Origin of the sequence: Flavobacterium sp. AG291 (assembly GCF_003350375.1) — a bacterium.
In the GTDB taxonomy this organism is placed as follows: domain Bacteria; phylum Bacteroidota; class Bacteroidia; order Flavobacteriales; family Flavobacteriaceae; genus Flavobacterium; species Flavobacterium suzhouense.
In genome coordinates this window covers 40,309-54,337 of record NZ_QQAR01000002.1, presented here as the reverse complement: position 1 = coordinate 54,337, position 14,029 = coordinate 40,309, and the positions used below count along the sequence as shown (strand labels likewise).

At 35.2% G+C, this 14,029-nt stretch carries 11 protein-coding genes; 4 read left to right on the top strand and 7 right to left on the bottom strand.

Going from position 1 to position 14,029, the window contains the following annotated elements:
* Positions 1-2: 2 nt before the first annotated feature.
* The 5 genes from DEU42_RS02245 to DEU42_RS02225 all read right to left on the bottom strand — a co-directional run bounded on the left by DEU42_RS02245 (position 3) and on the right by DEU42_RS02225 (position 4,835).
* Positions 3-587, bottom strand: coding sequence for a Maf-like protein (locus DEU42_RS02245; RefSeq protein ID WP_114756657.1), 585 nt, complete (start codon positions 585-587; stop codon positions 3-5).
* Entirely contained in the window at positions 580-1,473 is an 894-nt protein-coding gene (locus DEU42_RS02240; RefSeq protein ID WP_114756656.1) for a prenyltransferase, read from the bottom strand. The genes DEU42_RS02245 and DEU42_RS02240 overlap by 8 nt, the downstream gene beginning before the upstream one ends.
* A 43-nt stretch (positions 1,474-1,516) precedes the next feature.
* Positions 1,517-2,044 carry a KdsC family phosphatase gene (locus tag DEU42_RS02235; RefSeq protein WP_114756655.1) on the bottom strand — a complete coding sequence of 176 codons (528 nt, stop codon included), beginning with the start codon at positions 2,042-2,044 and terminating at the stop codon, positions 1,517-1,519.
* A complete protein-coding gene (locus tag DEU42_RS02230; protein ID WP_114756654.1) occupies positions 2,037-2,792 on the bottom strand; it encodes a Rossmann-like and DUF2520 domain-containing protein in 756 nt (251 codons plus the stop codon). The genes DEU42_RS02235 and DEU42_RS02230 overlap by 8 nt, the downstream gene beginning before the upstream one ends.
* A 114-nt stretch (positions 2,793-2,906) precedes the next feature.
* Positions 2,907-4,835 (bottom strand): M1 family metallopeptidase, encoded by a 1,929-nt coding sequence (locus DEU42_RS02225; RefSeq protein WP_114756653.1) that lies wholly within the window; start codon positions 4,833-4,835, stop codon positions 2,907-2,909.
* 186 nt (positions 4,836-5,021) lie between these two features.
* On the opposite strand from DEU42_RS02225, the gene ccsA reads away from it, so the two are divergent.
* The 4 genes from ccsA to DEU42_RS02205 all read left to right on the top strand — a co-directional run bounded on the left by ccsA (position 5,022) and on the right by DEU42_RS02205 (position 11,405).
* The gene (gene ccsA, locus DEU42_RS02220) at positions 5,022-8,150 is read left to right on the top strand and encodes a cytochrome c biogenesis protein CcsA (RefSeq protein WP_114756652.1); all 3,129 of its coding nucleotides are present in this window, start codon (positions 5,022-5,024) and stop codon (positions 8,148-8,150) included.
* 33 nt (positions 8,151-8,183) lie between these two features.
* The gene (locus DEU42_RS02215) at positions 8,184-8,774 is read left to right on the top strand and encodes a glutathione peroxidase (protein ID WP_114756651.1); all 591 of its coding nucleotides are present in this window, start codon (positions 8,184-8,186) and stop codon (positions 8,772-8,774) included.
* 50 nt (positions 8,775-8,824) lie between these two features.
* Positions 8,825-10,480: a 2-succinyl-5-enolpyruvyl-6-hydroxy-3-cyclohexene-1-carboxylic-acid synthase gene (menD, locus tag DEU42_RS02210; protein WP_114756650.1), complete on the top strand. Its 1,656-nt coding sequence runs from the start codon at positions 8,825-8,827 to the stop codon at positions 10,478-10,480.
* Positions 10,481-10,571: 91 nt separating this feature from the next.
* On the top strand, positions 10,572-11,405 hold the full coding sequence (locus DEU42_RS02205; RefSeq protein ID WP_114756649.1) for a S1 RNA-binding domain-containing protein: 834 nt from the start codon (positions 10,572-10,574) through the stop codon (positions 11,403-11,405).
* Position 11,406: 1 nt separating this feature from the next.
* On the opposite strand, the gene DEU42_RS02200 is transcribed toward DEU42_RS02205, so the two are convergent.
* Positions 11,407-12,621, bottom strand: a complete 1,215-nt coding sequence (locus DEU42_RS02200; RefSeq protein ID WP_114756648.1) for a sterol desaturase family protein — start codon at positions 12,619-12,621, stop codon at positions 11,407-11,409.
* A gap of 112 nt (positions 12,622-12,733) precedes the next feature.
* On the bottom strand, positions 12,734-13,876 hold the full coding sequence (locus DEU42_RS02195) for a serine hydrolase domain-containing protein (protein ID WP_233506599.1): 1,143 nt from the start codon (positions 13,874-13,876) through the stop codon (positions 12,734-12,736).
* Positions 13,877-14,029: the final 153 nt, after the last annotated feature.

Here is a 14,029-nt window from a genome sequence, read left to right as displayed (position 1 = left end):
TATTAAGCAAGCTTCATTAAGTATTGATACACTTTATCTACAGGCATGCCTACTACATTAGCATAAGAGCCTTCAATTTTTGCGATTGCAACAAGGCCAATCCATTCCTGAATACCATAAGAACCGGCTTTATCATAAGGTTTATACTCTTCAAGATAATAGGCTATCTCCTCATCGGTAAGTGGATTGAAAGTTACCTTAGTTGTTTCGTTAAATGTTTCGCTCTTCCGTGTATTTTTGATACAAACAGAGGTTATAACTTCATGTGTCTTGCCTGAAAGAGATTTAATCATATTAAAAGCATCCTCTTTATCCTTAGGTTTGCCAAGGGCTATCCCTTCGTGCCATACAATAGTGTCACTTGTAATTAGTATCTCATCATCGGAGAGTGTTTCTTCTAATGCAGAAGCCTTAAGTTCAGCCAGATAATCTGTAATTTCGGCACCTTTCAATGAATCAGGATAAATCTCTTCTACTTCCTTAAGGCGCACTTCAAAGTTTGCATCGAGCTCCCTAAGGAATTGCTGCCTTCTGGGAGATCCTGACGCAAGCACTATAGTATACCCTTTTAGTTTTTCCTTAAGCATTGCTATTAATATTAAAAGTTATTACTGCTATCGATAATGAGGTGAAAAATATTACGGCTTTAATCACAATTTCAAGTACTGCAAAATCTTTACTCGTTTTAGCTGACCATAAATTGATAAGGCAATAAATAACAGGCCCCAATACAAAAACCAATAAATAACCCATAGCCCATAAAAGTTCCTTCAGGTAAGCATTAATGTAATACAACACAAGACCTGCTACAATTATACCTACTCCAAAAGTAATTTTTGCTGCTCTTTCTTTCCCTATTGCAATTGGTAGAGTATTTAGTCCTTCATTATAGTCAAGATCAGTATTTTTAAGATCATTAAGAAGTGTAACAAGTAAACCTAAGGCAACCGAAAAGATTGAATAATGCTTTATAACTTCATATATATTTGCAAGATGTACAGGATCACCATTACCAAAAACAGGGTAAACGGTAAAGAATCCAATAATCATTATGCTTAATCCCATAACAATCGCAATTGCAATATTACCTAGCAATAGGCTTTGCCTTAAATTAGTTGAATAGAAATACAGAGTAGCTACCGGAATAGCAAAAGCCATCAAAAAACTAGTTCTTCCTATTATATCAGTTAAAAAATATCCTATAATTAATCCACCGATAGTTAGTGCTCCATATATATAAAATGCTACCGACTCATTCAGTCCGTAACTTTCACTTCCATTGGCTGTTATATTATTAATTAAGAAACCTCCTGCAGCAATCATGACACTTGCTAACACTAAAAGGTTGTAATAGGCATCACTGAGATTTAATATTATACCCGGTTGATAATCCAAAAAACCATATTTAAAGATAAATTGGGCAAAAGCAAGCAATATGAGATGGCCGAAACCTATTAGTTTTAAAAATTTCATTGGTAAGTTTTAAAGTTTGAACAAAATAAAAAATGAATAAATATTAGTCGTATCTGGCATTAAAATGTTCCATCCATTTGCCTTGTACTTTCATTACCTGTTCGATAACATCTCTTACACAGCCAGTTCCTCCATTTTTATGAGAGATATACTTGCTGATTTCTTTAATTTCCGGAGCTGCATCCTGAGGACAGGTTGGCAGTCCTACTAATTGCATTACATGAAAATCAGGAATATCATCTCCCATATATAACACCTGCTCCGGCTTTATATTATAAATATCTATAAATTCATCAAATGTCTCAACCTTATTAGGTACTCCGAGATAAATATCTGTAATTCCAAGGTTTCTGAGACGTATACGCACTCCTTCATTTAATCCACCCGATATAATACACACAGTATATCCATTTTCAACCGCTGCTTTCATGGCATACCCATCACGGATATTCATATTTCGCAACATTTCTCCGGTAGGTGTTACATGTATTGTACCATCTGTCAAAACACCATCCACATCAAAAATAAATGTGGTGATGTCATTCATTAATTCTTTATAGCTTTTAGCCATTTGTTCTTTGTATCGATTGAGTTAATAACCTATATATGTCTTTTTGCATAGGATCCTTAATAAAATCAAGATGCCTTTGTATTGTCGTTTTATCATTTCTCTTAGCAGGTCCGGTTTGGGCATTAATCGGAGAAACTGTCTTTATCTTGTCAGCCGTTTCGTGTATCAACGGCTTTAATATATCAAACGGAATATTATTTTCATCACAAACTCTACTCCCTAATACGTATAAATGGTTTGTGAAATTATTTACAAATACAGCTGCCACATGCAAAGCTTGTCTCTGTTCAGAACTAATACTGTAGGTTAGGGGAGAGATGCTTTTAGCTAATTCTTCTAATGCATTGTAATCATCAGGATGTTCTGCTTCTAGACATAATGGTATCTCTTTAAAATCAACATCTTTGTTTTTTGAAAAGGTTTGAAGAGGATAAAACACACCTCTTCTGTTTTTAGCATCTGATTTTTCAAGTGGAGTACTGCCTGAAGTATGCACTACAAGTCTGTTGCTAAAAGGCAATTGTTTCGATACGTTGTCAATGGCATCATCTGTAACAGAAATAATATACACATCAGCTTCCTTAAGATCCTGAATTGAATCAGTTATATATTCTAAAGAAAGAATATGTTCGAGTTTTCCAGGATTACGGGCATAAGCCTGCACTAATTCTACTTTTCCAGAATTTTTGAAAGCCTTTATCAAATGCTGTGCAACATTGCCCGAACCTATTACTATTACTTTTAGCATGCCGCTAAATTAGTAAAAAACTTTCAGGTATACCGACTATTGGAGGGTGTCAAAATGATGTATTCAATTCGTCAAAGCAACAAAAAAGCGGTTTAATTTTTAAACCGCTTTTTGTTATTCTTTTATCCAGGAATTATTAGATCCGTCAACATCAGGTAATATTCTGGAAGGATCAATATCAACAGCTTTTACCTTTTTAGACGATCTAAGCAGGTATTCCCATTCGTTAGTACGCTGCCAAACTTCTACAGGCAGTGTTTTTATCTCTTTTGAATCATCTTCATAAATTACTTTAAACACTATCGGCATTGGAACATCTCCTTTATTTGTAAAGGTAATAATCGCTGAATCCTGATTTTGTACTACATTACTAATTCCAAGATCAATATTGCCACTACCCATAAACCATCCTCTCCAGAACCAGTTCAGATTTTCACCTGCTCCGTTTTCCATAGCATTAAAGAAGTCTGATGGCTGAGGATGTTTGTATGACCAGTTTTTTATGTAAGCTTTAAAAGCATTATCAAAACGCTCTGCACCAAGAATATATTCACGAAGCATGATTAATCCTAATGCAGGTTTAGAATAAGCAGTGTAGCCTAAGTTCATAGGTCTTGCTACATCAGGGTAAGTATTGATGCCTTCTCTGTTTTTTGAGCGGTACCAAAACACCTGGTTACGGCCTTTAGCAGCGTCAGATGGATATTCTCCTTTATTGAATTCAAGTGTACTGTAATGATTGATAAAAGTATTAAAACCTTCATCCATCCATGCATATAGACGTTCGTTAGATCCAACTATCATCGGAAACCAGTTGTGTCCAAACTCATGATCAGTAACTTCCCAAAGATCCTGACCCTTACTGCGCGCATGACAGAAAGAAACACCTGGATATTCCATACCACCAACATTTGAAGCCACATTTACGGCATTAGGATAAGGATACTCAAACCACTTTGATGAGTAATTTTCTATAGATGCTTTTGTATACTCTGTAGATCGGCTCCATGCCTTAGGCCCGTCACTTTCTTTTGTATAAACAGATTGTGCTACTGCTTTCTTTCCACTTGGCAAATTGATACGTGCTGCATCCCATATAAAGCCTCTCGAAGCTGCAAAAACGGCATCACGGCTGTTTTTTATCCTGAAATGCCATGTTGTTTTACCATTTTGCGAAGGTCTTGTCAGTTTAGTATTCCCAATTTCATTGGGAGCTATCAGATAAACAGTTTTATCACTTTGAGATGCTTTATCCCAACGGTTTTGCAATTCTTTTGAAAGTACTTCTTTTGGGTTAACCAATTCTCCTGAACCTACAACTATAAAATCATAAGGTACAGTGACTTTAAAATCATAATCTCCATAGTCAAGATAAAACTCTCCGGCTCCAAGATATGGTTCGGTATTCCATCCTTTTACATCATCAAAAACAGCAACTCTCGGATACCATTGTGCAACAGAGTATATAATACCATCTTTGGTTTTAAGTTGTCCCATACGATCCATGCCTTCTTCCGGTATTTTAAATTCAAAATTCATTGAAACAGTCGCAATACCTCCTTTAGCTGCAATAGGTTCATTAAAGAAAACCTGCATGCGGGTATCAGTTATAAGATATTTTGAAGAAGCATCACCCTTTACTTTTGCTGAAAGCGATGATATCTTAAATCCACCATCAGTATCTCCCGCATAACGGTTTCTGCCTTCAATAGGAGTGGTAAGTGTTCCTCTTGAATCTTCAGTAAAACGATTTTGTTCAACATACATCCATACATAGTTCAGTTCTTCAGGACTATTGTTATGGTATGTCATTGTTAGTTTACCTTTCAATACGTTTGCTTTTTCATCAAGCTCAACATCAATATTGTAATCTGCTCTGTTTTGCCAGTATTGAGGACCAGGCACGCCGGATGCGCTACGATAAACGTTACCGCGACGATACATTATCTCGTCAAATTTAGACTGGTTGTTAGGAACAACTTCCTGTGCAAAAGCAGTCAAACTACTGAAGCAGAACAGTAAAAGAAATTTAGGAATTCTCATTAATGACTTAAGTTAGTTGGGAATAGTTTAGTTTGCGTTAAGAGTAAACGCCAAATATACCCAACTTCTTGCTATTATAAAAAAATATTTGACAATCTAAATTGGTCATTTTTTCTGATAAAATAAGGTTCGCGACTTAAGTTTTGAGTACTTTTGCAACAATTTATAAAACAACTTTCCGTACTCATGGATAAAATTATATCGTTCTTTTCTTCAACACGTTTAATGGCAGTGCTTTTCCTTGTTTTTGCCTTAGCAATGGGAATAGGTACCTTTATCGAAGATGCTTATAATACCGATACAGCACGAATCTACATTTACAATGCAAAATGGTTTGAAGCTATTATGTTTTTGTTTATTATAAACTTTATTGGAAACATTAAGCGCTATCAACTTCATAAAAAAGAGAAATGGGCTACGCTTTTATTGCACCTGTCTTTCATACTTATTATAGTTGGAGCATTCATTACCCGTTATATAAGTTATGAGGGGATGATGCCTATTCGTGAAGGAGCTACTGAAAGTCGTTTTTATTCTGACAAAACTTATCTGACTGTTCTTGTTGATGGTCAATATAAAGGAGAAATGCGCCGCAGGCCTTTTGAGGAAAAATTATTGCTATCACCTGTAGCTAATAATGATTTCACCATGAAAGGTCAGTTTGACGAAATCCCTTTTGAAGTAGTTTATAAGGATTTTAAACTAGGTGCTAAAGAAACTATAGTAAAAGATGCAAACGGAATTCATTATTTAAAAATGGTTGAAGCTGGTGACGGTGGCCGTCATGAGCATTACCTTAAAGAAGGTCAGGTTGAAAATATCCATAATATTTTGTTTGCTTTCAATGCACCAACAGAAGGTGCTATCAATATTACACTAAAAGATGGTAATTACAGCATAAAAACACCTTTTGAGGGTGATTTCATGCGAATGGCCGATCAGTTTAAAGGAATAGTATCTAAAGATGCAGATCAACCTTTAATGTTCCGTTCATTATATAATGTTGCCAATGCACGTTTTGTATTCCCTGAAGCGGCTATAAAAGGCAAGGTTGATTATGTTTCGAATAATGATTATAAGACTAAAGAAGATGCTGCACTTACTGTTGTAGTAAAGGCGGAAGGGGAAGAACATGAGGTAACTTTATTAGGAGGTAAAGGAAAAATGGGTGTACCACAATCGTTCAAGTTGGGTAATTTAGAATATACCCTTATCTATGGAAGCAGACAATATGATTTGCCATTCTCAATAAAAGTTAATGATTTTATAGCTAAGAAGTATCCTGGAACAGAGTCAAGCTATGAATCTTTTGAAAGCAAAGTGACTGTTGAGGATAAGGAAAAAAATAACAGTTTTGACGCACGTATTTTCATGAATAATGTACTTGACTATAGAGGCTACAGGTTCTTCCAGGCCTCATTTGATCAGGACGAGAAAGGAACTGTACTTTCTGTCAACCATGACTTTTATGGTACATGGACTTCTTATATTGGTTATTTCCTTCTGTATATAGGTTTAATGGCTATATTATTTGACAAAAACACTCGCTTTGGTGATTTAAAACAAAAGGTTGAAAAAATAAAAGCTAAAAAGGCTACGCTTTCTGTCATATTTTTATTCTTCTTTGTTCTTAATGGTTATTCTCAAAACCATTTGCATGAAAAGCCTACTGAAAAACAGATGGATTCACTTATTATGAAATATAAAGTAAGTGAAGAACATGCTGCTAAATTTGGGCGCCTTGTTATACAGGATGCTGGAGGAAGAATGAAGCCAATCAATACTTTTTCATCTGAGCTACTTCGTAAAGTAAGCAAAAGCGATACTTATAAAGGACTTAATGCCGATCAGGTATTCCTTTCTATGGCAATGATGGATCAGATGTGGTTCAGTATGCCAATTATCAAACTTGAAAGAGGTAATGACAGTTTGAGAATTGTAGCAGGTGTTGAAAAGCAAGCCGAATTTGCTGCATTAGCAGATTTCTTTGACGCACAGGGCAATTATAAACTTTCAAAAATTTTGGAGCGTGCTCATAGAGACAAAGAACCTACAAAGTTTGAAAAAGACTATATAAATATTGATAAAAGGATAAATCTTTTATATTCAGCATTGACAGGACAGATATTAAAAGTATATCCTATTCCCGGAGACAAAAACAATAAATGGGTATCGTACCTGGAGATACCTGAAGTAAACAATGCAGAACTTAATAAAATTAAGAACATACTGCCATTTTATATGCAGGCATTAGCCGAGGCGACTCAAAATAATGATTACAAAGTAGCTAATAGCCTTATCGAAGGGCTAACAAAATACCAGCATAAATTTGGTGGTAAAATAATGCCTTCTGATGATAAAGTAGATGCTGAGATATTGTATAACAAATATGATATCTTTAAAAAACTATTTTCTTGGTATTGCTATGCGGGGGTAATAATGTTTTTATTTGTCATCATTAAAATATTCAATTCCCGTAAATGGGTAAACTACACCGTTAAAACTTTCCACGGAATTATAATAATCTTATTTCTTCTTCATACACTGGGCTTGATTTACCGTTGGTATATTTCGGGTCACGCACCGTGGAGTAATGCTTACGAATCTGTTATTTATGTTGGCTGGGCAACAATGTTTTTTGGTCTTGCCTTTGGACGTAAATCTTCATTGACAGTAGCATCTACTGCTTTTGTAGCTTCAATGGTGTTGATGGTCGCACATTGGAACTGGACAGATCCGGAAATTGGTAATCTTGTTCCTGTATTAAATTCGTATTGGTTAATGATCCACGTTGCTGTTATCGTAGGTAGTTATGGTCCGTTTACACTTGGAATGGTTTTAGGTGTTGTAGCAATGATACTTATGCTGCTTACCAATGAAAAGAACAAGAAAAAAATGGATCTCAACATCAAAGAACTTACCTACATTAATGAAATGGCACTTACAGTTGGCCTAGTAATGCTTACTATAGGTAATTTCCTTGGAGGGCAGTGGGCCAATGAGAGTTGGGGTCGTTACTGGGGATGGGATCCAAAAGAAACATGGGCACTAGTGAGCATCATGGTTTATGCTTTTGTTATCCACATGCGTTTTGTACCGGCATTAAGAGGTAAATGGATTTTTAACTTCTTTAGTGTTTTAGCATTCGCATCTATCCTTATGACCTATTTTGGAGTAAACTTCTACCTTACCGGACTACATTCTTATGCCAGCGGTGAAGTAAGAACTCCAATGTATTTCTTCTGGATGGCTTTAGGAGTTTTTATTTTAGGGGGGCTTTCGTATATACAATATAAGAAACACTTTAAGAAATAATTTTTCGTAATTTTATAGAAATAAATCATCACGATGAAAAAACTTGCAATAGCAATAATGGGGTTAGCACTTTTGTTCAGTTGCCAGAATCAGGCGCAGACTAAAAAAAGTAAAACCAATAAAGAAACAACTAAGACAATGTCAGCATCAAACATTTATCAGTTTAAAGTAACTGATCTTTCGGGCAACGAATTTGATTTTGCAACTCTGAAAGGTAAAAAAGTAATGATTGTTAATACAGCTTCAAAATGCGGATTAACGCCTCAATACAAAGATCTTGAAGCTTTATATAAAGAATACAAGGATAAAGGTTTTGTAATAATTGGTTTTCCTGCAAATAACTTTGCTGCTCAGGAGCCTGGGACAAGTAAAGAAATTGCCGAATTCTGTCAGCTTAATTATGGCGTAACTTTTCCTATGATGGATAAAATATCTGTAAAAGGAGCTGATATGGCTCCGATTTACCATTTCCTGACTGAAAAAAGCAAAAACGGACTTCAGGATAGCGAGGTGGAGTGGAACTTCCAAAAATACCTTATCAATGAAAAAGGTGAGCTTGTAAAAGTTATTAGTCCCCGCACATTGCCGACAGATCCTGAAATCGTAAACTGGATCAAATCCTAAACCCAAAAAATACAATCCCGGTCTTATCCGGGATTTTTAAATTCCAAAAAATGATCTACCCTAAAATACCTTTAGCCCAAAGCATCATAGAAATATGCCGTGCTAAAGGAGTGATTGATATAATTATATCTCCCGGTTCACGTAATGCGCCATTAACAATTGGTTTTGCTAATAACCAAAATTTTACCTGCTATAGTGTTGCAGATGAACGTTGCGCAGCTTTTTTCGCCACGGGAATGTCCCAACAGCTTAAAAAGCCAACTGCAATTGTTTGTACATCAGGTTCTGCCTTACTGAACTATTATCCTGCAGTTGCAGAGGCATTTTACAGCCAAATTCCGCTTATCATAATATCTGCTGACAGACCTCATGATAAAATAGATATTGGGGATGGCCAGACCATTCGTCAGGAGAATGTATATGCAAATCATATTCTTTTTAACGCAAATCTATTAGAGGAAGCTTCTGCGGATAATGACAAACTGATAAATGAAGCAATAAATACAGCTATTTTAAAAAAAGGCCCAGTACATATAAATGCTCCTTTTGAAGAGCCATTATATGAAACGGTAGAGGGGCTATCTGTAACGCCAAATATAAACCATAGTAGTCCACGTCATCCGTTTAATGAAGATTTATCTGCTTATGTCGAGAAATGGAATTCTGCCAGGAAGAAACTTATTTTAGTTGGAGTAAACGATCCTGAATCAATTGATAAAACAATTATTGATCAGCTGGCTAATGATCCATCGGTAGTCGTAATGACCGAGACTACTTCAAACATGCACCATCCTACGTTTCTGAATAATATAGATACAATTATAACTCCTTTTACTCAGGAAGATTTTGAAAACTGGAGTCCGGATATATTGCTTACTTTCGGCGGAATGATAGTTTCTAAACGTGTAAAAGCCTGGTTAAGAAAATATAGTCCTTCTGAACACTGGCATATCGATACACTTAGGGCTTACGATACTTTTGGAGCACTTACAAAACATTTTGAAACAGATGCTAGTACTTTTCTTAGAGCATTCATGCCTCAAACTGTAGCTGTTGAAAGTAATTATAGTCAAACGGCTCAGCAATTAAAAGATTTCAGAAAAGTGAAACATGATGAGTATGTATCGAAGATTCCTTTTACCGATTTTAAAGCTTTTGAAATAATACTTCCTGAATTAAAAGATAATTCACAGCTACAGATAAGCAACAGTTCTGCAATACGTTACATTCAGCTACTTGATGTAAAAGATTCCATTGAAGTATTCTGTAATCGTGGCACGAGTGGCATTGACGGAAGCAGTTCTACTGCAATTGGAGCAGCTGTAGCAAGCGGAAAAGAAACAGTTCTAATAACAGGAGATATCAGTTTCCTGTATGACAGTAATGCCCTTTGGAATAATTATATCCCGAAAGATTTTAAAATAATTATCATCAATAATGGTGGGGGAGGTATCTTCAGGATATTACCGGGACATCAGGAAACCCCCGTATTCAACACATACTTTGAAACCGAGCATCATTTAACAGCGGAACACTTAGCAAAAATGTTTGGTTTCAGTTATCAAAGTGCTTCTGACGAGGCTGAGTTAAAAACTGAATTGAACACATTTATGCAAAACGGTGAAGAACCTAAAATTTTAGAAGTATTCACACCAATGCTGGAGAACGATAAAATCCTGTTACAGTATTTTAAAGAGTTAACATAAACAAAGCCGGATAATACCGGCTTTGTTGTTTTATAAGCTTTCCCTTTATATTGTTCAATTCTTTGTACCTTTGCACTTGAAATTTACCGTAATGATCGAAATAGGAAAATACAATACGCTTAAGATAGCAAGAGATACTCAAATAGGACTTTATCTTACTGATGGCAATCAGGATATATTATTACCCAATAAATATGTACCAAGAGAGTTTGAAATAGGAGAGGAGATTATTGTCTTTGTTTACCTTGATCAGGAAGAACGGCCAGTGGCTACTACGCTTGAGCCCTACATTTACCTGAATGAGTTTGCCTTATTGCGTGTAAATTTCATCAATAAATTTGGTGCTTTTCTGGATATGGGGCTTGAAAAAGACTTGTTTGTTCCTTTTAGAGAACAAGCCCGCGAAATGGAAAAGGGGAAGCGCTACCTTGTATTCATGTACCTTGACGAAAAATCGAACCGATTAGTCGGAACCAGCAAAATCAACCAATTCCTGAGTAACGATGAGATAACTGTCGAAAAAGGTGAAGAAGTTGACCTTATCATATCACATATTACAGATATGGGAATCAATGTTATCATTAACGAGCAGCACAAAGGCTTACTTTACAAAGATGAAGTATATGAAGATGTTCGTACCGGCGACAGAATGAAAGGATACATCAAAAATATCCGCCCTGACAAAAAAATAGACGTTACGCTACAACAAGCAGGATTTGCCGGAATAGAGCCTAATGCTGAAAAAGTACTTGATGAGCTTCGTGCGAGCCGTGGTTTTCTTCGTTTAAATGATGATAGCCACCCAGAGGATATAAAGACTGTACTTAAAATGAGTAAAAAGACTTTTAAAAAAGCAATAGGTACACTTTACAAACAGAAACTTATCGAAATAAAAGAAGACGGCATTTATCTCGTTAAGGAATAATCTATTTGGTTTGTAAAACATAACTCTGATACCATTTACTTAACGAAAATGCATTCTCAATCACAATAAGTAAGTAAACCGCCAGTAAAACCAACTCGGGGTATCCTTGACTATAAAATAAATAGGCTAAAAGTATTGCAAGACGTGCGTATTCGAGATAATATATCCATTTACGTTGTTCCAGCAATGCACCGCAATTTACAAGTGTGATGAGTATAAAACTCAAATAGAATAGTTTGTCAACTATAGTTTGAGTATTATAAAAAAACGTAAACCAACTAAGAAGCGTAACCGATATAACTATTTGGAATGTGAGATAATTTTTGAATCTAAGTTCTCTCAAACGAAATCTTCTGTCCTGTAAAAAACGCTTTTCAAGTTCAAGGCGTATATCCTGATCCATAACTGCCGGACTTCCGAAAACAGCACAGAATTTTCCTTTTAAAGTATTGGCACGTTTGTAAGATTCATATATCTCAAAATAATAATGAAAATGCATCCAAAGGAAACTATAACTTTTAAGCGAATGCGTTAGTCCATAGGTTGGTTGCTCTTCCTCTTCCTGAAATGTACCAAATATCTTGTCCCAAAAAACAAACATATCTCCATAGTTCTTATCAAGATATTTTTCATCCGATGCATGGTGAACTCCATGCAACGATGGTGTTATGAATACATATTCAAGCCATTTTACTCTTTTTAAAACCTGGGTGTGAGTAAAAAAGGAATATGCCCCATGAACAAGCAACATTGTTATAACCATAGTAGGGTGGAATCCTATTAATGGCAATATGCACCAAAAAACTGTGCGTATCAGTGCCTGAATCGTGGTAATTCTCGCCGAGGCGGTTAAATTAAATTCTTCACTCTGATGATGTACAATATGTGCTGCCCAAAAAAGATTTACTTCATGCCCAAGCCTATGATACCAATACCAAACGAAATCAGTTGCCAGAATTAATACAATCCACAAACCCCAATTACTGGGAATATCGAATATTGCATAGTTATTATATACCCAATAGTAAACCTGATAGAAACTGGCCGAAACGAAAAGGTTTATCAAACGTTCAGCTATACCAATACTTATATTAGAAACAGAACTTTCATATTTAAACAAGTGTCCTTTTTTTCTATACTGAGCAAGTTTATATTCCAGATACAAAAACAAAAAGAATGCTGGCATTGCAAACGCCAGATAATTTAGGTTTTCCATAATTGTGTCTTATTTTTGAACAAATATAATTATTAGTCTATAGATTTAGTAGACTATTTATTAACAGCCATGGTTAATAAACAACAAAGCCCTTAGAAATAAGGGCTTTGTATTATAATTCTAAATCTTCGTTTTTATCCGGTTTAATAGGGTATTTACCAAAAGCAGGAGATAGTTTCCAGATTTTGTATGGTTTATACGAAAACTTATTTGAAAGGCAAATAAGTGTAACTGTATCTTTTTTAAGAGTTATATAAGAAGATGTATTACCGTGCCACCAACCGTTATGATAAAATAATTTTTCTCCGGTTTCCCATTCATGCATACGAATACCAAGTCCATAGTTTTTAGTTCCTTTATGCTCGTAACTGTACCCCTGAAACACTTCTTTGTACAGTTTGGAATTCAGAAACTTCTTAGAATAAGTTGCTAAATCAAATTTAAGCAAATCACGAGGAGTTGAATAGATATTTTTGTCGCCATAAACATCATCCAGAAAATCCCATCCGTACAAAACATTATTTCCTTTATATGATCTGCTGGCAGTTTCACGGTCTCTTTGATAATCAAACACATAAGTATTCTTCATCCCAAGCGGATCAAAAAGTATCTTTTTCATTGCATCACGATAATTCATATGCGTAACCTTTTCAATAATCAGTGCCAGCATTGCATAATTAGTATTACAATATCCAAATTTTTTATCGGGCTTAAAGTAAAGGTCAAATTTATGCTGTGCAAAAAGCTCTAAAATGTCCTTATTTGTCAGCATACTTCTATCCCAAATAGCACGATCGTCCAGCACATATGCATAATTTGGTAATCCGCTTCTGTGGTTAAGCAGCATTCTTACTGTTATTTCGTTATAAGGAAACTCCGGAAGCAGCGTATTTACTTTCGCATTAAGATCCAGTTTATTTCTGTCAATCAGCTTTAAAACAACTGCAGCTGTTAATACTTTACTCACAGACGCTATATGAACAGGTGTATTCGCAGAAATTTCTTCTTTTTCACTCCTGTTAGCATAGCCTCCATATTTTTCAAAAAGTATTTTACCATTCTTGGCTACCAAAAATCCACCACTTAAATCATTTCTGCTCCATAATTTATGATAAAAATGTTCTATAGTAGCTGTTTTCGAATTTATAAAAGCTCTACTCGGTTTGGTTAATTTTGTATTTAAAGGAGTAATGTGCAATACTGTATCTACAGTCTCTTCGTTAGTGTTTTCGGCGAGAGTAGATTTTTCTTTCAAACAAGAAATACAGGTAAATGCAATTATATAGGGAAATATTCTTAAAAACTTCATTTGGTGATCACGTAAATGACAAATATAACTAAACAATAATTTTATAAAAGCATTTTAAACAAGGTTAACATTTAAAAAAAATGTTTTTTTTAATGCAAT